At 71.1% G+C, this 20,668-nt stretch carries 17 protein-coding genes and 1 pseudogene; 9 read left to right on the plus strand and 9 right to left on the minus strand.

What is annotated here, in order from left to right:
* The first annotated feature begins 19 nt into the window (after nt 1-19).
* The 3 genes from LNW71_RS04030 to LNW71_RS04040 are packed head-to-tail and all read left to right on the plus strand — an operon-like array spanning nt 20 to nt 2,470.
* Complete coding sequence (locus LNW71_RS04030; protein ID WP_250966957.1) at nt 20-811, plus strand: ABC transporter ATP-binding protein; 792 nt, start codon at nt 20-22, stop codon at nt 809-811.
* The gene (locus LNW71_RS04035) at nt 798-1,703 is read left to right on the plus strand and encodes an ABC transporter permease (protein WP_250966958.1); all 906 of its coding nucleotides are present in this window, start codon (nt 798-800) and stop codon (nt 1,701-1,703) included. The genes LNW71_RS04030 and LNW71_RS04035 overlap by 14 nt, the downstream gene beginning before the upstream one ends.
* An 8-nt stretch (nt 1,704-1,711) precedes the next feature.
* Nucleotides 1,712-2,470: a sirohydrochlorin chelatase gene (locus tag LNW71_RS04040; protein WP_250966959.1), complete on the plus strand. Its 759-nt coding sequence runs from the start codon at nt 1,712-1,714 to the stop codon at nt 2,468-2,470.
* A gap of 26 nt (nt 2,471-2,496) precedes the next feature.
* On the opposite strand, the gene LNW71_RS04045 is transcribed toward LNW71_RS04040, so the two are convergent.
* Entirely contained in the window at nt 2,497-3,129 is a 633-nt protein-coding gene (locus LNW71_RS04045) for a DsbA family protein (protein WP_250966960.1), read from the minus strand.
* Between the two features lie 276 nt (nt 3,130-3,405).
* Between LNW71_RS04045 and LNW71_RS04050 the strand changes: the two genes are divergently transcribed.
* Together LNW71_RS04050 and LNW71_RS04055 are read left to right on the plus strand one after the other, a co-directional pair.
* Nucleotides 3,406-4,275 (plus strand): aldo/keto reductase, encoded by an 870-nt coding sequence (locus LNW71_RS04050; protein ID WP_250966961.1) that lies wholly within the window; start codon nt 3,406-3,408, stop codon nt 4,273-4,275.
* A 14-nt stretch (nt 4,276-4,289) separates the two neighbouring features.
* Nucleotides 4,290-5,126: an ABC transporter ATP-binding protein gene (locus LNW71_RS04055; RefSeq protein ID WP_250966962.1), complete on the plus strand. Its 837-nt coding sequence runs from the start codon at nt 4,290-4,292 to the stop codon at nt 5,124-5,126.
* A gap of 9 nt (nt 5,127-5,135) precedes the next feature.
* On the opposite strand, the gene LNW71_RS04060 is transcribed toward LNW71_RS04055, so the two are convergent.
* From LNW71_RS04060 to LNW71_RS04070, 3 genes are all read right to left on the minus strand, one after another.
* Entirely contained in the window at nt 5,136-5,519 is a 384-nt protein-coding gene (locus tag LNW71_RS04060; RefSeq protein WP_250966963.1) for a nuclear transport factor 2 family protein, read from the minus strand.
* Nucleotides 5,516-6,067 carry a DUF1697 domain-containing protein gene (locus LNW71_RS04065; RefSeq protein WP_250966964.1) on the minus strand — a complete coding sequence of 184 codons (552 nt, stop codon included), beginning with the start codon at nt 6,065-6,067 and terminating at the stop codon, nt 5,516-5,518. Before LNW71_RS04065 ends, LNW71_RS04060 begins: the two co-directional genes overlap by 4 nt.
* 90 nt (nt 6,068-6,157) lie before the next feature.
* The gene (locus LNW71_RS04070; protein ID WP_250966965.1) at nt 6,158-7,360 is read right to left on the minus strand and encodes a S8 family peptidase; all 1,203 of its coding nucleotides are present in this window, start codon (nt 7,358-7,360) and stop codon (nt 6,158-6,160) included.
* A gap of 366 nt (nt 7,361-7,726) precedes the next feature.
* Here LNW71_RS04070 and LNW71_RS04075 point away from each other — a divergent pair, with 366 nt between their 5' ends.
* Nucleotides 7,727-10,039 (plus strand): MMPL family transporter, encoded by a 2,313-nt coding sequence (locus LNW71_RS04075; RefSeq protein WP_250966966.1) that lies wholly within the window; start codon nt 7,727-7,729, stop codon nt 10,037-10,039.
* Nucleotides 10,040-10,062: 23 nt separating this feature from the next.
* Here LNW71_RS04075 and LNW71_RS04080 read toward each other — a convergent pair.
* From LNW71_RS04080 to LNW71_RS04090, 3 genes and pseudogenes are all read right to left on the minus strand, one after another.
* Nucleotides 10,063-11,354, minus strand: a pseudogene (locus LNW71_RS04080) (extracellular solute-binding protein).
* Nucleotides 11,354-12,193, minus strand: coding sequence for a carbohydrate ABC transporter permease (locus tag LNW71_RS04085; RefSeq protein ID WP_250966967.1), 840 nt, complete (start codon nt 12,191-12,193; stop codon nt 11,354-11,356). The pseudogene LNW71_RS04080 and the gene LNW71_RS04085 overlap by 1 nt, the downstream one beginning before the upstream one ends.
* Nucleotides 12,190-13,140, minus strand: coding sequence for a carbohydrate ABC transporter permease (locus LNW71_RS04090; protein WP_250966968.1), 951 nt, complete (start codon nt 13,138-13,140; stop codon nt 12,190-12,192). Before LNW71_RS04090 ends, LNW71_RS04085 begins: the two co-directional genes overlap by 4 nt.
* A 125-nt stretch (nt 13,141-13,265) precedes the next feature.
* Here LNW71_RS04090 and LNW71_RS04095 point away from each other — a divergent pair, with 125 nt between their 5' ends.
* Nucleotides 13,266-14,132 (plus strand): aminoglycoside phosphotransferase family protein, encoded by an 867-nt coding sequence (locus LNW71_RS04095; RefSeq protein ID WP_250966969.1) that lies wholly within the window; start codon nt 13,266-13,268, stop codon nt 14,130-14,132.
* Between the two features lie 121 nt (nt 14,133-14,253).
* Entirely contained in the window at nt 14,254-15,765 is a 1,512-nt protein-coding gene (locus LNW71_RS36385; protein ID WP_250966970.1) for a S1 RNA-binding domain-containing protein, read from the plus strand.
* Between the two features lie 4 nt (nt 15,766-15,769).
* On the opposite strand, the gene LNW71_RS04105 is transcribed toward LNW71_RS36385, so the two are convergent.
* Both LNW71_RS04105 and LNW71_RS04110 read right to left on the minus strand, forming a co-directional pair.
* Entirely contained in the window at nt 15,770-16,483 is a 714-nt protein-coding gene (locus LNW71_RS04105) for a 3'-5' exonuclease (RefSeq protein ID WP_250966971.1), read from the minus strand.
* A 202-nt stretch (nt 16,484-16,685) separates the two neighbouring features.
* Nucleotides 16,686-17,918, minus strand: coding sequence for an SAV2148 family HEPN domain-containing protein (locus LNW71_RS04110; RefSeq protein ID WP_250966972.1), 1,233 nt, complete (start codon nt 17,916-17,918; stop codon nt 16,686-16,688).
* A 356-nt stretch (nt 17,919-18,274) separates the two neighbouring features.
* On the opposite strand from LNW71_RS04110, the gene glgX reads away from it, so the two are divergent.
* Nucleotides 18,275-20,440, plus strand: a complete 2,166-nt coding sequence (gene glgX / locus LNW71_RS04115) for a glycogen debranching protein GlgX (RefSeq protein ID WP_250966973.1) — start codon at nt 18,275-18,277, stop codon at nt 20,438-20,440.
* The last annotated feature ends 228 nt before the right edge of the window (nt 20,441-20,668 follow it).

Genomic DNA, 20,668 nt, shown 5'->3' on the forward strand with positions numbered 1-20,668 from the left:
CTCCCAGGAGGTGACGACCATGGCGACGACCACGCTCACCAAGGCCGCGGACCGTACGGCGGTCGGGCAGGCCGCCCGGATCGACCACGTCTCGAAGTCCTTCGCCGGACCGGAGGGACAGCAGCTCGTCCTGGACGACATCACGCTCGATGTCGCTCCCGGCGAGTTCGTCACCCTCCTGGGAGCTTCCGGGTGCGGTAAATCGACGCTGCTCAATCTGGTGGCCGGGCTCGACCGTCCTTCCGCGGGGTCCATCGAGACCCCCGGCGGGCGGCCGGCCCTGATGTTCCAGGAGCACGCCCTCTTCCCGTGGCTGACCGCGGGCAAGAACATCGAACTGGCGCTGCGGCTGCGCGGCGTACCGAAGTCGGAGCGCCGCACCGAGGCGGAGCGGCTGCTCGAACTCGTCCGGCTGGGCGGGGCGTACGGCAAGCGGGTGCATGAACTCTCGGGCGGTATGCGCCAGCGTGTGGCGATGGCCCGCGCGCTCGCCCAGGACAGCCAACTGCTGCTGATGGACGAGCCGTTCGCCGCGCTCGACGCCATCACCCGGGATGTGCTGCACGACGAGCTGACCCGGATCTGGCGCGAGACGAACGTGTCCGTCCTCTTCGTCACGCACAACGTGCGGGAGGCGGTCCGGCTCGCCGAGCGGGTCGTCCTGCTCTCCTCGCGGCCGGGCCGCATCGCCCGGGAGTGGACGGTCGACATCGAGCAGCCGCGCCGCATCGAGGACACCGCGGTGGCGGAGCTGTCCGTCGAGATCACCGAACAACTGCGTGGGGAGATCCGCCGACATGGCCAGCACTGAGACGACCGTCAAGGACGGCGCGCCGAAGGACGCCGCCCGGGACATGGCCGGCCTCGAAGCGGGGCTCGACGCGCTCGACGCGGTGCGGGTGACCCGGACGCCGGTGCGCCAGGTGCTGGTGCAGAAGGTGCTGCCTCCGGTGGTGGCCGTCGCACTGGTGCTCATCGTCTGGCAGATCCTGATCTGGGCGAAGGTCACCGACGACTACAAACTGCCCTCGCCGTCCCAGGTCTGGGACGAGGTGTCCAACGCCTGGGCGCAGGGCACCCTGCTCGGCTACATCTGGACCAGCGTCTCGCGCGGTCTGCTCGGCTTCCTCCTCGCACTCGTCATCGGCACGCCGCTCGGGCTGCTGGTCTCGCGCGTGAAGGTGATCCGCGCGGCGATCGGCCCGGTGCTCTCCGGTCTCCAGTCGCTGCCGTCGGTGGCGTGGGTGCCGCCCGCGGTCATCTGGCTGGGGCTCGACGACAGGATGATGTACGCGGTGATCCTGCTGGGCGCCGTCCCGTCGATCGCCAACGGCCTGGTCGCCGGCGTCGACCAGATCCCGCCGCTGCACCTGCGGGCCGGCCAGACGCTGGGCGCCACCGGGCTGCGCGGCACCTGGCACATCGTGCTCCCCGCGTCGCTGCCGGGCTATCTGGCGGGGCTGAAGCAGGGCTGGGCGTTCTCCTGGCGCTCGCTGATGGCCGCCGAGATCATCGCCTCGTCGCCCGATCTCGGTGTGGGCCTCGGACAGTTGCTGGAGCAGGGCCGTGAGACCAGCAGCATGTCGATGGTCTTCCTCGCCATCTTCCTGATCCTGATCGTCGGTATCGCCATCGACCTGCTCATCTTCAGTCCGCTGGAGCGGTGGGTGCTGCGCAGCCGCGGTCTCCTCGTCAAGAGCTGAGCCTTGTCATGACTTCTCCGGTGCTCCTCGTCGTCGCCCACGGCAGCCGTGATCCGCGGCACGCCGCGACCGTGCACGCGCTCACCGCGCGGGTGCGGGCGCTGCGGCCCGGGCTGCGGGTGGAAACCGGGTTCCTGGACTTCAACGCACCGTCGGTGCCGCGGGTCCTGGAGCGGCTGGCCGCACAGGGCGCGGGTGACGTGGTGGCTCTTCCGCTGCTGCTCACCCGGGCCTTCCACGCCAAGTCCGACATCCCGGCGGTGCTGCGGGAGGCCCGTACCAGGCTTCCGCGGCTACGCGTGCGGCAGGCGGAGGTGCTCGGCCCCTCGCCGCTGCTGAACTCCGCGCTGGAGCGGCGGCTGCACGAGGCCGGGGTCCGCCCCGGCGACAGAGGCTCGACCGGGCTCGTCCTGGCCTCGGCGGGCTCCACAGACCCGGAGGCGATCGCAGTGATCGCTGAAATCGCGCGGGAGCTGCGGCACACCGGTTGGTGTTCCGTGCGGCCTGCGTTCGCCTCCGCATCCCTTCCCCGTACCGAGGACGCGGTACGGGCCCTGCGGGCCGAGGGCGTGGGCCGCGTGGCGGTCGCCCCCTACGTCATCGCGCCGGGCCGCCTCCCGGACCGCATCGCGGCGGGAGCGGCCGAGTCCGGCGCGGATGTCCTGGCCGGGGTGCTGGGCCCGTCGCCGGAGCTGGCGCGGCTGCTGCTGGACCGGTACGACGGGGCCCGGACGGCGGCCGCCCGGCCGGCGTCGCTCAGCGCGTAGGCCGGCGCCGGGCGCCCAGGCCGTGCTCAGCCCACGTCGAGGCCGCCCGTGCGGGTGCGCTTGAGCTCGAAGAAGTCCTGGTGGCCGGCGAGCACCCGGAAGCTGTCGAACAGCCGCGCCGCCTCCTCGCCGCGCGGCACCGCCCGCAGCACCGGCCCGAACCAGACGGTCCCGTCGACATGGATGGTGGGCGTGCCCACATACCCGTCCGCCTCCGGGTCCTTGCCCGCGTCATGGCTGCGCCGCAGCGCCTCGTCGTACGTCTGCGCGTGCGCGGCGGCGGCCAGCCCGGCCGGCAGACCGAGCTCGTCGAGCGACTGGGCGATCACCTCGTCGAAGTCCTCGTTCTTCTGCCGGTGGATCCGGGTGCCGAAGGCCGTGTAGAGGTCGCGCAGGACGCCGTCGCCGTGCTGTTCGGCCGCGGCGGCAGCGACGCGCACCGGTCCGATCGACTTGTCGACCAGGGTGCGGTACCACTCGGGCAGCTCGTTGCCGATGTTGTGCAGGTGGAGGCTCATCACGTGGAAGCGGAGTTCGATGTCGCGCTGCTGCTCCACCTCCAGCATCCAGCGGGAGGTGATCCAGGCGAACGGGCACGCCGGGTCGAAGAAGAAGTCGACGACGGTCCTGCCGGGTGCCGGGCTGCGGTGAGTGGTCATGACCTGAGCCTAGCCAGCCGGTGGCCCCATTCTGCGGGCCATTGGGCCGCCGCTGGACTGGGCCACTTCATCCGGCGGCCTCCTGCGGATCGCGTCCGCTCAGGGCCTGGGCCCGCGCGAAGCCGGCGGCCGGGCCGTCGGCGGTGACCTCGGCGGGAAAGCTCGGAAGTGCCCGGTCCTCCTGTTTCGCACGCCGGGACCGGCGGCCGCCCCGGTCTTGGGCAACGGAGACGGCGGCCGGAAGGTGTAGGGGGCACCCGGACTACTGTTCCCCTCATGCCTACCGCTCTCCCGTCGCCCGGCCACTCCTTCCTCCTCGGCGGCGAACTCCCCGTGCGCCGCCTCGGCTACGGCACCGCCCAGCTGACCGGCCCGGGGTACTGGGGCCCTCGCGGGGACCGGCAGGATGCGCTGGCCGTGCTCAGGGCAGCGGTCGAGCAGGGCGTCACCCTGATCGACACCGCCGACAACTACGGCCCGGATGTGGCCGAGGAACTGGTCGCCGAGGCGCTGCACCCGTATCGCGAGGATCTGGTGATCGCGACCAAGGGCGGCGTCGTGCGGACAGGTGACAGTGCCTGGCACATCGCGGGGCGGCCCGAGCAGCTGCGGGCGATGTGCGAGGCCAGCCTGCGCCGGCTGCGCACCGACCGGATCGACCTCTACCAGCTGCACCGGCTGGACCCGCAGGTGCCGATGGCCGAACAGCTGGGCACTCTGGATGCGCTGCGGCAGGAGGGTAAGATCCGGCATATCGGCCTGGACACCCTTACCGCCGAGCAGCTGGAGCAGGCGCTCTCCCTGACCGGGATCGCCTCGGTGCAGAATCGTTTCAACCTCCTCGACCGCTCGTCGGACGCGGTACTGAAGGTGTGCGAGACCCACGGCCTGGCCTTCCTGCCCTGGTTCCCGCTGGCCAACGGCGCGCTGACCAGGGAGGGCGCCGCCGCGCTCGCCCTGATCGCGGATCGCCACGGCGCCACCCGCGGGCAGATCGCCCTCGCCTGGCTGCTGCACCACTCCCCCGCACTGTGCCCGACTCCGGGCACCGGTTCGCCCGTCCATCTGACGGAGAACCTCCGGGCCCGGGAAATCCTGCTGTCCACCGAGGACATGAGCCGTCTGGACGCGCTCGCATCCGCATGAAGGAGCACCCGCACGTGACCACCACCGCCGCCCTCGCACCTCCTGTCCCCACCACCTCGGTGCCGGTGATCAGGGCCGACGGCGTCTGTCTCGTACGGGACGGGAAGGTCCTGCTCGACTCCGTCTCGCTGACGGTGCGCGGCGGGGAGCACTGGGCGCTGCTGGGTGCCAACGGGGCTGGCAAGAGCACCCTGCTGGGGCTGCTCGGCGCGAAGACGCATCCGACCCTGGGCTCGGTCGAGGTGCTGGGCCGCACCCTGGGGCGGGTCGATCTGCGGGAGCTGCGGACGCTGCTCGGGCATGTCGATCCGCGCCACCCGCTGCGCTCCCCGCTGACGGTGCACGACGTGGTGCTGACGGGTCTGACCAACTCGGTCGAGCCGGTGCCCCGCTGGTCGGCCCGCCCGGAACAGCGGGAGCGCGCCGAAGGACTGCTGGAGATGCTGGGCATGGGCGGCAAGGCGAAGTCCCGCTGGCCGGCGCTGTCGCAGGGTGAGCGGGGCCGTACGCTCATCGCCCGCGCCCTCATGCCGCAGCCCCGGCTGCTGCTGCTCGACGAGCCGGCCACCGGGCTGGACCTGGCTGCCCGGGAACAACTGCTGGACAGTCTGGACGCGCTGCGGGAGGAGAACCCGGAGCTGGCGACGGTGCTGGTCACGCACCATCTGGAAGAGCTGCCCGCCTCCACCACGCATGCGATGCTGCTGCGCGGCGGACGGTGTGTGGCCTCGGGGGCGGCGGACGAGGTGCTGACCACGAAGCAGGTCAGCGACTGCTTCGGCCATCCGGTGCGGATCGCCCGCACCGACGGCCGGTGGACGGCGCGGGCCCAGCGGGCCGTCCGTCGCTGACGGGGCCGCTCACTCGTCGGCTGCCGGTCCGGTGACGAAGGGCGTGGCCTGGTGGTAGTAGAGCAGCCACCCCGCCGCGGTGAGCCGCCACAGCGAACTGCGGTGGGCGCGCTTCCCCCTGGCCTCGGTGTCGAAGGTGACGTGGACGAGCTCGTCGGCGAGCTGGACCCCGCGCATCAGTGAGGCGGTGAGCGGACCCGGGCGCGGGGCCCTGCCCGAGATCAGCGAGGTGATGACCGTGTCGCGGTCCCAGTGCCGCCCGGCGGTGTCGACCTCATGGAAGTCGGGGTGCAGCACCTGGACGAGGAGTTCGGTGGAGGCCCGGACCAGCGGGTCGAGGAGGCGGAGTTCGCCCTCGACCGCCGCGGCCACGCCCGGCGACGGCTCGCTCACGCGTCGCCTCCGGTCATCTCCGCGAGTCTGGTGACGGTGTTCCAGTTGCGCGAGGTGGCGATGAGGCCCTTGTTGAGGGAGGGCCGGGAGAGCGCCGCGGCCAGCTTGGAGCGGCCCAGTCCGTCGGGTGCGTAGAGATAGAGGGCGCGCTCGCCGACCCGGAACTCCTCGGGGAGGAACGCCGCGGCGTCCAGCGGGGCGAAGCGTGCGGCGTCGACCGGCCGGTCGAAGTAGGTGACGTGCAGTTGCCTGGCTTCGAGCTCGGCGGCGGGGAAGGGGCAGGCGTCGGCCACGGCCGCGAGGTAGCTGCCGTCCCGGACCAGACACGGCACGTCGAAGCCGAACCGCTCCTCGATGGCCCGCTCGAGCTCTGTGGCGAGTGCGTTCTCGTCGTCCGCCGCACTGCTGAAGACCGCGTTGCCGCTCTGCAGGTGGGTGCGGACGTCGCCATGGCCCAGGCCGGTGAGCAGTGCGCGGAGGTCGGCCATCGGGATCTTCTTGTGGCCGCTCACGTTGATCCCGCGCAGCAGCGCCGCGTACATCGTCATGGGCACACCATAGGACGATCGCCCGGAGCCGTGCGGCCGCCGCGCCCCGTGGGGGAGGGCGCGGTGGCCGCCGGTCAGGGGGTGGAGCCGTTACTCGACGATCTTCAGCAGCTTGTTCGCCGTGCCTTCGGTGGCGTTGCTGATGGCGTCCGGGGTGGCTCCGTCGGTCAGCGCCGTGGAGACCTCCGCCGGGGTGGCGTCCGGGTGCCCGGCCAGGTAGACGGCGGCGGCACCGACGACGTGCGGGGTGGCCATGGACGTGCCGGAGATGGTGTTGGAGCCGTCGTCGCTGTCGTTCCAGGACGAGGTGATGTCCGAGCCCGGGGCGTAGATGTCCACGACCGAGCCGTAGTTGGAGAACGAGGACTGCTCGTCGTCCACCGTGGACGAGGCGACCGTGATCGCCTCCGGCACGCGGGACGGGGAGCCCTCGCCCGCGTCGCCCGACTCGTTCCCCGCGGCCACCGCGAAGGTGACACCGGAGGCGATGGCCTTCTTGACCGCGGCGTCGAGCGCTTCGTCCGCGCCGCCGCCGAGGCTCATGTTGGCGACGGAGGGGCCCTGGTGGTTCTCGGTGACCCAGTCGATGCCGGCGACCACCTGCTCGGTGGTGCCCGAGCCGGAGTCGTCCAGGACGCGGACGGCGACGACCTTGGCCTTCTTCGCGACGCCGTACGTCGCACCGGCGATGGTTCCCGCCACATGGGTCCCGTGGCCGTTGCCGTCGTCGGCGCTGTCGTCGTTGTCGATGGCGTCGAAGCCCGAACTGGCCCGGCCCTCGAACTCCTTGTGCGTGGTGCGGACGCCGGTGTCGATGACGTACGCGGTCACGCCCTCACCCGCACTGTCCGGGTAGGTGTACGCGTTGTCGCCCGCGGTCTCCGCCTGGTCGATGCGGTCCAGACCCCAGGAGGGCGGGCTGTCCTGCGTGGCGCTGATGTGGAACTTCTTGTTCTGGACGACCTTGGAGACGGACGGGTCGGCCGCGAGCCGCTTGGCCTCGGTCTGCGAAAGGCCGCTGGCGGAGAAGCCGTTGATGGCGGAGCTGTAGTTGCGCTTGAGCTTGCCGCCGTACTCCTTGGCGAGCTTCGCCTTGTCGGCCTTCTGGTCCAGCATGACTATGTAGCTGCCGGAGACGGCAGTCGCCGCCTCGGCGCCGTAGACCTTCCCCGTCGCGGGGGCGGGCGCCGCGCCGGCGAAGGGGCTGCCCAGCAGGGTGACTCCGGCTGCGGCGGCTACTGCGGTGATCCCGGCAGTGAGCTTGATCCGGCGTGCGCGCTTGTGAATTGCCATGAAGAGGGGTCTCCTCGTCATTCTTTGTGGGGGGATTGGCCCTCGGCCGGAAGATCTCCGGGGGTTGGCTCGAAACCCTCGCCCATTGACGCGCTCAGATCAAGACCTTCATGTGCCTGTGACTTACTCAACAAGGTTTCGTAATAAAAAACCGGCCAGCGGCACCCGAGTCGGGCGCACGGCCCCAACCGCCGTTACGTGTAAGGGGCCTCTGTCATCCGTCCCGGGACCCGACCGGTCCGCAAGGCGGAGACGAGAGCCCGCCCGCTCGGCACGGAGCAGGAGGAGAAGGCTTGATTCCGCCCCTACGTTCGAAGCAGAGACGCCGGCGGTGGGCCGGCGCCGCTCGGAGGGGGCAAGCCCGTCATGGGGAAAGTGGATTCGGTGCGCACGGGGACGCCGCGGGTGAGGGGCATCGCCGCCCGGGCGGGCGGCTGGAGCGCGCGGCACCGCTGGGCGGCGGTGACCGTATGGGTGCTCTTCGTCGTGCTGGCCATGGGGCTCGGCTCCGCGGCGGGGCGGGTCGACGTCAAGGAGAGCGACCAGATGTCCGGCGAGGTGGGCCGGGCCGTGCAGATCACCGAGGACGCGGGGCTGAAGGACCCGGCGGGCGAGAGCGTGCTCATCCGGTCCGACGGGACGGGCGCCACGTCGCTGAAGGCCACCTCACCGCAGTTCCGGTCCGCCGTCGCGGCCGTGATGAAGGCCGTCCAGGCCACCGGCGAAGTGACCGCGGTGACCTCCCCGTACACGACGAAGACCATTTCGGCGGACGGGCACAGCGCGCTGGTCCAGTTCGAGATGCGCGGCGACCCCGAGACGGCGAGCGAGCGCGTCGCACCCGTGCTGAAGGCCGTGGAGCGGGTCGACGGTGAGCAGCAGGGGCTGGCGATCGAGGAGATCGGCGGCGCCAGCATGGGCAAGACCTTCGACGACGCCTTCGGCAACGACTTCCGGCGGGCCGAACTCTCCGCCGTACCGGTCGCGTTCGGCATCCTGCTCATCGCGTTCGGGGCGCTGGTCGCCGCGCTGCTGCCGGTTGCCCTGGCGCTCACCGCCATCGTCGCGACCATGGGCCTGATGGGGGTGGTGAGCCATCTCCAGCCGATGAGCGAGACGGCGAACTCGGTGATGCTGCTGGTCGGTCTGGCCGTCGGAGTCGACTACTGCCTGTTCTACCTGCGCCGCGAGCGCGAGGAGCGGGCCAAGGGGCGCGATGCGCAGACCGCGCTGATGATCGCCGCGGCGACCAGTGGACGCGCGATCATCGTCTCCGGTGTCACGGTCTGTGTCGCGATGGCGGGCATGCTCTTCACCGGACTCGCCGAGTTCGAGGCGATGGGACTGGCCTCGCTCATGGTGGTCGCGGTCGCGATGGTCGGCTCGGTCACGGTGCTGCCCGCCCTGCTCTCACTGCTCGGTGAGCGGGTCGAGAAGGGCCGGGTGCCCTTCCTCCGCCGCCTCAAGCGGTCGCAGGACAACGCCGGCGGGGAGAGCCGGGTGTGGCGGGCCGTCCTCCGTTCGGTGCTGCGGCGCCCGTGGACCGCGCTGGTGCTCGCCGCCGGGGCGCTGGCCGCGATCGCCCTGCCCGCGCTCGGCATGCACACCCAAAACCTCACCCTGGACCAGGAGTTCGGCGACTCGCTGCCGATCGTGCAGACCTACCAGCGGCTCAACGAGGCCTTCCCCGGCGGCGCCGACCCGGCGCGGGTCGTGGTGCGGGCCGAAGACATCAGCGCCGCAGCGGTACGGCAGGCGCTTGCCGAGTTCCGACGGCAGGCCGTCTCCTCGGGCGCCTCGAAGGGCCCGGTCGACATGGTGACGCACGACGCGGAGAACATCGCCGTCATCGACGTCCCGCTGGTCGGCGGATCCGATCAGGACCGGGCCGTGAAGAGCCTGGACCTGCTGCGCGACACGGTGCGTCCGGCGACGCTCGGCAAGGTCGGGGGCATCGAGGCACCGATCACCGGTCAGGTCGCCGGATCGAAGGACTTCAACGACCAGATCGTCGGAGCGGTCGTGCCCGTCTTCGCCTTCGTGGTCGTCTTCGCCTTCCTGCTGATGCTGCTCTGCTTCCGGTCGCTGACGATCGCGATCACCTCCATCGTGCTCAACCTGCTGTCGGTGGGCGCCGCCTACGGCATCCTCACCGCGGTCTTCCAGCACGGTTGGGGGGCTTCACTGGTCGGCGCGGAGGGGGTCGGGGCGATCATCTCCTGGCTGCCGCTGTTCCTCTTCGTGATCCTCTTCGGGCTCTCGATGGACTACCACGTGTTCGTGGTCTCCCGGATCCGCGAGGCGCGGCTGCAGGGCCGGACGACCAGGGACGCCATCGCCCACGGCGTGGTGACGACGGCAGGTGTGGTGACCAGCGCCGCCGTCATCATGGTCGCCGTGTTCGCGATCTTCGGCACGCTGTCGATGCAGTCCATGAAGCAGATGGGTGTGGGCCTGGCGGCCGCCGTGCTGATCGACGCGACGATCATCAGGGGCATCCTGCTGCCGGCCGTCATGGCGCTGCTGGACGAGCGCAACTGGTACTTCCCCAAGTGGCTCCGGTGGCTGCCGGATCTGACCCACGACGAGTCGTTCGCCGACACCCCGCTCACGGCGGCGCCGAAGGACGCCACGGCCGCGGCGCGCGGGGACGAGGAGCCGGAGCGGGCCGGGGTCTGATCCGCAGCACGCCCCGGTCCTCTTCAGCGCTGGTAGCGCGCCAGGACCCGGTTGCCGTCCTCCACCAGGCGCTTGCGCAGTTCGGCCGCGCCGATCGCACCGCTGTAGTACTCCTGCAGCGCCGGGGTGGCGACCTTGTCCTTCCATTCGGGGTAGCCGCGCACGGACTGGGCCGGTGCGGAGCGCAGTGCGCCCGCGAGGGCGGCGCCGGTGGCCCAGCCCTTGTCCGCGGTGTGCAGCGCGGGATCCGCCAGGGCAGCCGTGCCGGTCGGCAGCATCCAGTCCCCCTTGGCCAGCCGCACCATGTTCCCGGGCCGCAGCATGAAGTCGATGAACGCCACGGCCTCCTTCTTGTGCGGGCTGTCCTCGGCGACGGACAGCGTCTGCGGGCTCACCCCTGGGCGAGGCCGGCGCTGCCGGCCGGGGCGGGCAGCACCGTCCACTCGAAACCCTTCGGGGCCTGCTCGACCACCTGCTGACGGTAGGAGAACCCCAGCGGCACCATGGCGTACTTGCCGCCGAAGAGACCGGGGAGCGTGTCGCCGCCGCCCATGCCGAGCGCCGTGCGCGCCGCGCTGTGATCAGTGTTGACCTGGTCGTGGATGGTGCCGGGCACGACCTGGTCGCCCTCGTCCATGGCGACGGTGACCTTTCCGTCGGCGCCGCGGTGGAACAGCTCGCCGCCGGCCGACAGGCCGAGGTTCAGGGTGACGGAGACCGGCTCCTTGAGCGGCCAGGCGACGCCGTAACGGCCCTTGCCCGTCAGCTCCTTGGTGATCTGCCGGAACTCCGCCCAGCTCCAGGGCTTCGCCGGGGTGGGGATGCGGACCCCGGAGGCCTTGAGGATCTTGGTGTTGGCGATCAGGACGCGCGGCTCCTGGAGGAAGGGCACTCCGTAGACGCCCTTGCCGAACGTGGCGCTCTGCCAGCTCCGCCGGGGGATGTCCGAGGTCAGGCGGTCCGGGAGCAGGATGCGCAGATCCGCGAGATAGCCGCCGTACGCGAAGTCCGCGAGGTCGTCGGACGCGTCGTGGATGACGTCCGGTGCCTCGTCCCCTTCGAACGAGGTGAGGAGTTGGTCGTGGACGCTGTCCCAGCTGCCCTGGACGTACTGCACCTGGACGTCGGGATGGCTCGCGTTCCACTCCTTCACCAGTTGCTTGTTGGCGTCGACGGACTCCTTCTGCCAGGCCAGCGACTGGAAGCGGAGCGTGATCCTCCCGTCCGTCCGGCCGTCGCCGCCCCCGCCGCACCCGGTGAGCAGCAGGGCCAGTGCGGTGGCGGCCGCGGCCGCCGTACGTACCACTGCGCGCATCAGCTCTTCACCGCCCCGGCCAGCATGCCGCCCGTGATCCGCCGCTGGATGACCGCGAAGAGGACGAGCGAGGGAAGGGTGGCGAGGAACGCGGCGGCGGCGAGCGGGCCGAGGTCGCTCGCACCCTCCGCGCCGAGGAAGTGGGTCAGTACGACCGGCAAGGTCTGCTTCTCCGGGGTCTTGAGCAGGACGAGCGCGAAGAAGAACTCGTTCCACGCGGTGATGAACGCGAAGAGTGCGGTGGCGACGATCCCGGGGGCCAGCAGCGGGGCGGTGACCGAGACGAGCGTCCGCAGCCGGCTCGCCCCGTCGACGGCGGCGGCCTCCTCCAGTTCGGGCGGGACGGCCCGTACGTATCCGACCAGCATCCACAGCGCGAACGGCAGCGACCAGACGACGTACACCATGATCAGCCCCCACAGGGTGTTGATCAGATGCAGATGCTTGAGGACCAGGAAGAGCGGAATGATCAGCAGGACGAACGGGAAAGCCTGGCTGACCACGACCCAGCCGGTGGCGGCGGCGGAGAGCCACGAGCGGTGGCGCGCCATCACATAGGCCATCGGGGTGGCGATGACGACGGCGATGACCCCGGCCGATACGGCGGCGATCAGCGAGTTGGCGGCGGCCCGGAGCAGCGGCTGTTCGTCGAAGGCCTGCCGGAAGTTGTCCAGCGTCGGATGCTCGGGGATCCAGGTGGGATGCAGGGACCCCAGCTCGGGCGCCGGCTTGAAGGCGGTGGAGATCAGCCACAGGAACGGGAACGCCAGGAAGACCAGATAGCACAGGAGCGCGACGTACTGTCCGGCGCGCGCGGATCTGCGGGTACGCAGACTCATCGGTCCTCCCCTCCCCTGAGCCGCCCGGCGAGGTACACGGCGAGGATCACGGAGATCACCGCGACCATCACACAGCCCATCGCGGCGGCGTAGCCGAACTGTCCGTACCGGAAGGCCTCTTCGTACGCGAAGAGCATCGGCAGCCGGGTGCGGCCGCCGGGACCGCCGTTGGTCAGCACGTAGACCAGGGCGAAGGAGTTGAAGTTCCAGATGAAGTTGAGCGCGGTGATGGAGAGGGCGACCGGCTTGAGCGCGGGCCAGGTGACGGTACGGAAGCGGCGCCAGGCGCCCGCGCCGTCCAGGGCGGCCGCCTCGTGGAGCTCGTGCGGGGTGTTCTGCAGACCGGCCAGCAGGGCGACCGTGGTCTGCGGCATGCCGGCCCAGACCCCGACCAGGATGACCGCGGGCAGCGCGGTGGCGAGGCCGGTCAGCCAGTCCCGGCCGTCACCGAGCCCCAGGTCGCGGATGGTCTCGTTGAGGATGCCGGCGTCCGGGTTGTAGACGAGCCGCCACATGATGCCGACGACCACCTCCGGCATCGCCCACGGGATGATCGCCAGCGCCCGCGCCAGCCAGCGCATCCGCAGGTTCTGGTTGAGCAGCAGGGCGAGGCCGAGGGCCAGCACGAACTGCGGGACGGTGACGCCGACCGCCCACACCAGACCGATCCGGAACGACTCCCAGAACAGGCCGTCGTGGAGCAGGTCCTGGAAGTTCAGCACCCCGACCCACTGGGTGGATCTCGTACGGCCCGACTGCGCGTCGGTGAACGCCAGCGCGATGCCGTAGAGCAGCGGGCCGACGCTCAGGACCAGGATCGGAATGAGGGCGGGCAGCACCAGGAACCACGTACCGGCATTCCTGTCGATCTGCCCGGACCCCTTGCCGCGCGGCCCGCCCGGCGGACCGTGCCGCCCGGACTGCACGGTTGCACTCGCCAATGTCATGAATGCGTCCCCCTTGCGCCATTCGACCGGCTTGATACCGTTCTGGCCGCTCAGGTGGCCTCCGTCATCGTGCTGACGGTCCGCCGGTTCGTCAAGCCAACCTGCACGGATGCGAAAATCGGACCATGAACGAGATGCGAGCGCGCGAGGTACTGACCGCTGCCGGCTTCTCCGGCGGGGCGGAACTCCTCGCGCTGGGCGAGAACGCGGTGTTCGTCGTGGGCGACCTGGTGGTCAAGGTCGGCCGGGACGCCACGCAGAGCCCGGAGCTGCGGGTCCGGGCCGAGCGCGAGGTCGCCGTCGCGCAGTGGCTGGCCGCGTCCGGCGTCCCCGCCGTACGGCCCGCGGAGCCCGAGGCGCGGCTGGTCGAGGGCCACCCGGTGACGCTGTGGCACCGGCTGCCCGACGCGGTGCGGCCCGCCGAGCCGCGGGATCTGGCGCCGCTGCTCACCGCCGTGCACGCACTGCCGGACCCGGAGGGACTCGCGCTCCCCCGCCGCGAGCTGCTGGGCGGGGTCGAGCGCTGGCTGCGCCTGGCGGGCGAGTCGATCGACCCGGCCGACGCCGCGTATCTGCGCGAGCGCCGCGACGGCTTCGCGACGGCGGCCGCCGCGCTGGTCCCGCACCTGACCCCGGGCCCCGTCCACGGCGACGCGCTCGCACGTAACGTCCATGTCGGTCCGGACGGGCCGGTCCTGGTGGACCTGGAGACCTTCTCCTCGGATCTGCGCGAGCACGACCTGGTGGTGCTCGCGCTGTCCAGGGACCGGTACGGGCTGCCTGCCGAGGCCTACTCCGCCTTCACCTCGGCGTACGGGTGGGACGTCCGGGAGTGGGAGGGCTGCGCGGTGTTGCGGGGGGCGCGGGAGACGGCGAGCTGTGCGTGGGTCGCACAGCACGCGCCGGCCAACCCGAAGGCGCTCGCGGAGTTCCGCCGTCGGGTGGCCTCGCTGCGGGACGGCGACGCGGGGGTGCGGTGGTACCCGTTCTGAGGGGCGGCTCACCGGGCGCCGGCTGACGGCGTGTCCTCGATCGCCGCACGGGCCGAAATCGGCTGTCCCCGGTCGCCGGACGTGCCCTAACGTGCGAGCTTCGTCCACCACGGGGAGCAACGTGCCGCAGTTCGTCCACCGGATCACCAAGTACGACCCTGCCGACCGCGACAAGCACGGCCGCTACATCGGCGACGAGGACACGAGCAGCGACCACGGGCCGGTCGAGTCCGCCTATCTGCAGGCGGTCGCCGCCTTCGCCGAGGAGGCCGGCGTCGACCGGCTGACGATACGCGAGCCGGAGATCACCGGGTACGTCAACTTCGGTCTGGAGCCGCCGGTCGAGGGCCCCGGCCTGGCCGGGCTCTTCCCGCCCGGCCTCGCCGGGTACCACGACGGAGCACAGGTGCCCCTCCCCGTCGGCCTGGAGCTCGTCCGGGCCATGCTCCGCGACAACGGTGCCTGGTGCCGGCTGGAAGTGGATGACGTGTTCACCGTGCACGTCGGGTACGACCAGTACGTCTACGTCGGCAGCGACACGCCCTGCGACGGCGCACAGGCCCGCACCCGCGCTCTTGGACTCTTCCCGGAACGGATGGACGCCTCCCCGTGGGCCTTCGACCCCGAAGACGCCGATGAGCCCGGCGAGCAGCGGCCCGCCGACGAGGAGTTCTGGGAACGGCTGCGCTGGTGCGTCATCACCCGGCAGGCGGCGCTGCTGCAGGAGGGTTACGTCGCCAACGCGTCCCGCTGGCACCGCCTCACCGTGGACGGCCTCGACGAGGTACGCGCCCGGCTCACCGCTCGTGCCCGGCTGACCGTCTGGCCGGATCTGTCCACCGACGTCGACGCGGTCCTCGCCGCGCTACCGGACGAGGGCCCGGTCGTGCTCGTCCGGGCGGACGGGCACGGGGTGGTGACGGGCATGATCGCCGACTACACCGACGACCGGGAACGGGCCGCGCTGGTGGCGGATGCCCGCACCGCGTCCGCCCTGTCCCTGCACCTGGACGAGGACCGCCCGCTGTTCGGGGCCGTCCTGCCCGACAGCGACGGAGTGCTGCGGGCCCGGTGGCGGACCGAACCGACCCAGGGCGACCGGGACTGGGCCTTCCTGAAGACTCTCCACCGCGGCCGGATCTGCACCGGCACGGTGACGGCGCTCCCCGATTTCGGCGTCACGTTCGTGGACATAGGCGGCTTCACCGCGATGATCAATATCCCCGAACTGTCGTGGCGCCACGTCGATCACCCCTCCGATGTCGTCGCCGTCGGCCAGCGGATCTCGGCACGGATCCTCGATGTCGACATGTCGCGCGAGCGCGTGTCGATGTCCCTCAAGGCCTTGCAGGAGGACCCGATGCCGGCGTTCGCGCAACAGGTCGGTCGGGTCGTGACGGGCGTCGTGACCAGGCTCGTGCCGTTCGGTGCCCTCGTCCGTGTCGAGGACAGACCGGACGGCCTCGAAGGCCTGGTGCATCTCGCCGGACCGGCTGACGGGGATACCGGCCGGCCCGAGGACGTGGTCCGGGTCGGAGACATCCTCACCGTGAAGGTGGTGGCGGTCGACCTGTCGCCACGTCGGATCTCCCTCTCCCGCGTGCAGGCACCCGCCGGGACGGGGCCGGCCTGAGCGGTCACCTCATCCGGGGGATGAGCGGCCAGGCCGGCTCGACGACCGCCGAGGGATCCGCGGTGCGCCGCAGATACGCCTGCAACGAGACCGACTGCTCGGCGGCCGCGCGCACCTGAAGGTCATGCAGGTCCGCCAGGGGCATCAGCCCGACGGGCTGGTGCTTCTCACCCATGCGCCGCACCACCCGGGCGGCAGCCACGGCGTCCGCCATCGCGTCGTGCGCGTCGTCCAGGGACACCCCGTAATGGGCGCACAGCGCGTGGAGCGCCCGCTTGCCCTTGCGGTACTTGTCGACGTGCTTGTCGAGCACCAGCGGATCGATGACGGGCGAAGGCGCGTCGCCCAGCCGCTCGCTGATCGACGCAACCGCGTGGCGCCGGCACTCACGGTCGAGCAGCGACAGGTCGTAGCGTGCGTTCATCACGACCAGCGGCGTCCCGGAACGCAGCCCGTCGGCGACGGCCCGCGTGATCTCCTCGACGGCGGAAGCAGCCGGCACGCCGTGCGCACGGGCACGCTCCGTCGAGATGCCGTGGATCGCCGACGCCTGTTCAGGTATCGCCACGCCGGGGTCGAGCAGCCAGGTCCGCTCCTGCGAGACCGTCCCGTCGGGGTCCAGCCGCACGACCGCCGCGGTGACGATGCGGTCCGTCTCGACGTCGGTGCCCGTGGTCTCCAGGTCGAAGGCCACCAACGGCCCGCTGATCCAGCCCATCACGCGACCCCCGCTCCGACGTGGCCCGCTGATCGCGGGCCCGTCGCCTCCAGGCCGAAGCCGACCAGCGCGTGCCGGTGCCAGCTCATCCCGTACCTCCTTCGTGGTGCTCCCCCAGGTGACGACCACCCTCGCACGGGCCACTGACAACGAGGCGGGAGCCCGGGCGGAGTCCGTCGGCGCCCCGTGGGGGGACAGCCCCTCAGGAGACCGGCCGGGAGTCCGTCCACACGGACTCGAACTCCTCGCGGTACGTCTCGAACAGCCCGTGCTCACTGTCCTGCCCGGCCCGGACCACCGCACGCCCGCCGCCCCGCAGCACCAGTACCGGCGCCTCCATGCCGCGGGCCCGCCGCAGATAGGTCTGGACGACCCCCACCGCGTCGGCCCCGTCGCCGTCCACCAGGTAGGCGGTGAAGCGCGGTGTCTCGTCGAAGACGTGGATCTCGAAGGCGCCCGGGTCACGGAGCTTGGAGCGGACCCGGCGCATGTGGAGGATGTTCATCTCCACCGACCGGCTCAGCTCACCCTTCTTGAGACCCAGCTCCCGCTCCCGGCGCTTGACCGCGCTGCTGGCCGGGTTGATGAAGAGCAGCCGGATCCGGCAGCCCGACTCCGCGAGCCGGATGAGTCTGCGGCCGGAGAAGTTCTGCACCAGGAGGTTGAGGCCGATGCCGATCGCGTCGAGGCGGCGCGAGCCGCCGAAGAGGTCCTCGGCCGGCAGCTGGCGCTGGAGCCGCACCCGGTCGGAGTGGACGGAGACCACGTCCGCGTACCGGTCGCCGACGAGTTCCTCGACGGCGTCGACCGGGAGCCGGTCGGCGGACGGGACCGCGGCGCCGCTGCCGAGGATCTCCAGCAGCCGCGCGGAGGCCCGCTCGGCCTGGGCCAGCACCGCCTCGTTGAGGGCCCGGTTGCGGGAGACCACGTTACGGGCGACCTCCAGCTCGTCCAGCGCGAGCTCCACGTCCCGGCGGTCGTCGAAGTAGGGCTCGAAGCAGGGCCAGTGCTGGACCATCAGCTCACGCAGCTGGGGCAGCGTGAGGAAGCTCAGGACGTTGTCGTCGGCCGGGTCGAGGAGATAGCCCTTGCGGCGGGAGACCTCGCGCACGGCGACGGCCCGCTGCACCCACTCCTGGCCGGCGGGACCCGCCGCGGCCACCACCCAGTCCTCACCGTGCACCGGTTCGTAGATCGGCCGGAGCACGGCGGCGACCACGGCGCGCAGCCGCTGCTCCACGAGATTCAGCCAGATGTAGGCGCGCCCTGCCCGCTGGGCACGGGTGCGCACCTCGCTCCAGGCATCCGCTCCCCAGTCCAGTTCCGCGCCGATCTCCAGGGGCTGAGCGAGCGTGACAGCCCCGGGCGGCACATCGGTGGAGTCCCCCTCGTGACCAGGGTCACCTGGGGGCAGCTCGAACCCTCCCGAGCTCACCCGCGCACCGCCTTCCACTCCCCCACCAACGATCAAGGAAGGGTACTCCGGGAGCGGGAGCCGGTGCAGCCGGATGCGTAGGCTCCTTTCCCAACTCCCCTATGGGAAAAGCCCGTTCCGTGCGGCGAGATCTGCCGTAGTGAGCGGATTCATAGTGATTAAACACCCCACGGCAAGCCGCATACCGGACAGTCGGCCGGGTAAGCCTGCCGAATTGCGGTTCCGGGCGACACGGAGAGGCCCGATGTTGACCGGACCGCGCGACCTCCTAGGTAAGGACGGCCCTTTCGGGGAAGATCTGCCAGAGGGAGCCCGCATTCCCCAGGCAACCGCATCAGAGTGGAAGAGTCGAATCTATGCAGGTCTGGCCGGGACAGGCGTACCCCCTCGGTGCCACGTACGACGGCGCCGGGACCAACTTCGCGGTCTTCTCCGAAGCCGCCCACCGAATCGAGTTGTGCTTACTGCACGACGACGGCTCCGAGACGGCTGTCGAGCTGAGGGAGACCGACGCGTTCGTCCGTCACGCGTACCTGCCCGGGGTGATGCCCGGACAGCGGTACGGATTCAGGGTGCACGGGCCGTACGAGCCGGAGCGCGGCGCCCGCTGCAACTCCGCCAAACTGCTCCTGGACCCCTACGCACGGGCGGTCGCCGGGCAGATCCAGTGGGGCGAGGCGGTGTACGGCTACCCGTTCGGGCGGCCCGACGCGCGCAACGACCTGGACTCGGCGCCGCACACCATGACGTCGGTCGTGGTCAACCCGTACTTCGACTGGGGCGACGACCGGCGGCCCCGTACGGACTACCACCGCACGGTGATCTACGAGGCCCATGTGAAGGGCCTGACGATGCTCCACCCGGGGCTGCCGAAGGAGCTGCGCGGTACGTACGCGGGGCTGGCCCATCCGGAGGTCATCGCGCATCTGACGGAGCTCGGGGTCACGGCGATCGAGTTGATGCCGGTGCACCAGTTCGTCCAGGACCACCGGCTGGCCGACGCGGGGCTCGCCAACTACTGGGGCTACAACACCATCGGCTTCTTCGCCCCGCACAACGCCTACGCCTCCTGGGGCGACCGGGGCGAGCAGGTGCTCGAGTTCAAGCAGGCCGTACGGGCGCTGCACCAGGCGGGCATCGAGGTGATCCTCGACGTCGTCTACAACCACACGGCGGAGGGCAACCACCTGGGTCCGACGCTCTCCTTCCGGGGCCTGGACAACGCCTCGTACTACCGGCTCGCCGACGACCAGCGCTATTACATGGACACGACGGGGACCGGGAACTCCCTGCTGATGCGCTCGCCGCACGTGCTCCAGCTGATCATGGACTCGCTGCGGTACTGGGTGACCGAGATGCACGTGGACGGCTTCCGCTTCGACCTGGCGGCCACGCTGGCCCGCCAGTTCCACGAGGTGGACCGGCTGTCGTCGTTCTTCGACCTGGTGCAGCAGGACCCGGTGGTCAGCCAGGTGAAGCTGATCGCCGAGCCGTGGGACGTCGGCGAGGGCGGCTACCAGGTGGGGAACTTCCCGCCGCTGTGGACCGAGTGGAACGGGAAGTACCGGGACACGGTGCGGGACCTCTGGCGCGGTGAGCCCCGGACCCTGGCCGAGTTCGCCGGGAGGCTGACCGGGTCATCCGACCTGTACCAGGACGACGGCCGGCGTCCGCTCGCCTCGATCAACTTCACCACCTGCCACGACGGTTTCACCCTGCACGACCTGGTCTCGTACAACGACAAGCACAACGACGCGAACGGCGAGGGCAACCGGGACGGCGAGAGCCACAACCGGTCCTGGAACTGCGGGGTGGAGGGCGAGACCGACCGGCCCGAGGTGCTGGAGCTGCGCGAGCGTCAGATGCGCAACTTCATCGCCACCCTGATGCTGTCGCAGGGTGTGCCGATGCTGAGCCACGGCGACGAGTTCGGCCGTACCCAGCTCGGCAACAACAACGGGTACTGCCAGGACAGCGAACTGTCGTGGGTGCACTGGCCGGATCCGGCCGAGAACGCCGAGGACGACGGCGAGGGGGCGGACCCGCAGGAGGGCGAAGCGCTCGGCAGCAGTCTGCTGGAGTTCACCCGGGCCATGGTCTGGCTGCGCCGCGACCATCCGGTCTTCCGGCGCCGCCGGTTCTTCCACGGGCGGCCGGTGGAGGGCACGCACGACGAGCTGTCGGACATCGCCTGGTTCACTCCCGAGGGCGAGGAGATGACCCAGCGGGACTGGCAGGCGGCGCACGCCAAGGCCCTGACGGTCTTCCTGAACGGGCACGCCATCTCGGAGCCGGGTCCGCGCGGCGAGCGGATCTCCGACGACTCGTTCCTGCTGATGTTCAATGCGAGCGCCGAGACGCTGGAGTTCGCCGTCCCGGTGAACCACGGGCGCCAGTGGCATGTGGTGGTCGACACGGCACGTCCGGCCGGGGTGCTGACCGGTGCGGGGCCGAAGGTGGCGGCGGGCGATCGGGTGACGCTGGTAGGACGGAGCATGGCGGTGCTGCAGCGGCCGGCGTAGGTCTTTCATCCGGATCGGGCCTGGTCGGGCCTGATCCGGCCCGGTCAGGGAGCGGGATCCGGTGCCGCCCGCGCGGAGCGCGTGGGCGACCGCTGAAACGCCGCGCGGTACGGCGCCGGGGCACGCGAGCCAGGCGTGATCCAACCGGGAGGCCGAAGGCGGACGGAAGGGGCGGGCCCGGCCGCCGGTCGGGGTCTTGTCCGTAACCGGGTGACACAGAAGGCCCGA

This window comes from Streptomyces sp. RKAG290 (assembly GCF_023701695.1).
In the GTDB taxonomy this organism is placed as follows: domain Bacteria; phylum Actinomycetota; class Actinomycetes; order Streptomycetales; family Streptomycetaceae; genus Streptomyces.

What these genes read in the sequence shown, in the direction of transcription:
- LNW71_RS04045 (WP_250966960.1), bottom strand. Translation starts at nt 3,129, where the DNA reads ATGACCACTCACCGCAGCCCGGCACCCGGCAGGACCGTCGTCGACTTC.
- glgX (WP_250966973.1), top strand. Translation starts at nt 18,275, where the DNA reads ATGCAGGTCTGGCCGGGACAGGCGTACCCCCTCGGTGCCACGTACGAC.
- LNW71_RS04040 (WP_250966959.1), top strand. Translation starts at nt 1,712, where the DNA reads ATGACTTCTCCGGTGCTCCTCGTCGTCGCCCACGGCAGCCGTGATCCG.
- LNW71_RS04065 (WP_250966964.1), bottom strand. Translation starts at nt 6,067, where the DNA reads ATGACGATGTACGCGGCGCTGCTGCGCGGGATCAACGTGAGCGGCCAC.
- LNW71_RS04070 (WP_250966965.1), bottom strand. Translation starts at nt 7,360, where the DNA reads ATGGCAATTCACAAGCGCGCACGCCGGATCAAGCTCACTGCCGGGATC.
- LNW71_RS04075 (WP_250966966.1), top strand. Translation starts at nt 7,727, where the DNA reads ATGGGGAAAGTGGATTCGGTGCGCACGGGGACGCCGCGGGTGAGGGGC.
- LNW71_RS04090 (WP_250966968.1), bottom strand. Translation starts at nt 13,140, where the DNA reads ATGACATTGGCGAGTGCAACCGTGCAGTCCGGGCGGCACGGTCCGCCG.
- LNW71_RS04105 (WP_250966971.1), bottom strand. Translation starts at nt 16,483, where the DNA reads ATGGGCTGGATCAGCGGGCCGTTGGTGGCCTTCGACCTGGAGACCACG.
- LNW71_RS04085 (WP_250966967.1), bottom strand. Translation starts at nt 12,193, where the DNA reads ATGAGTCTGCGTACCCGCAGATCCGCGCGCGCCGGACAGTACGTCGCG.
- LNW71_RS04035 (WP_250966958.1), top strand. Translation starts at nt 798, where the DNA reads ATGGCCAGCACTGAGACGACCGTCAAGGACGGCGCGCCGAAGGACGCC.
- LNW71_RS04095 (WP_250966969.1), top strand. Translation starts at nt 13,266, where the DNA reads ATGAACGAGATGCGAGCGCGCGAGGTACTGACCGCTGCCGGCTTCTCC.
- LNW71_RS04030 (WP_250966957.1), top strand. Translation starts at nt 20, where the DNA reads ATGGCGACGACCACGCTCACCAAGGCCGCGGACCGTACGGCGGTCGGG.
- LNW71_RS04050 (WP_250966961.1), top strand. Translation starts at nt 3,406, where the DNA reads ATGCCTACCGCTCTCCCGTCGCCCGGCCACTCCTTCCTCCTCGGCGGC.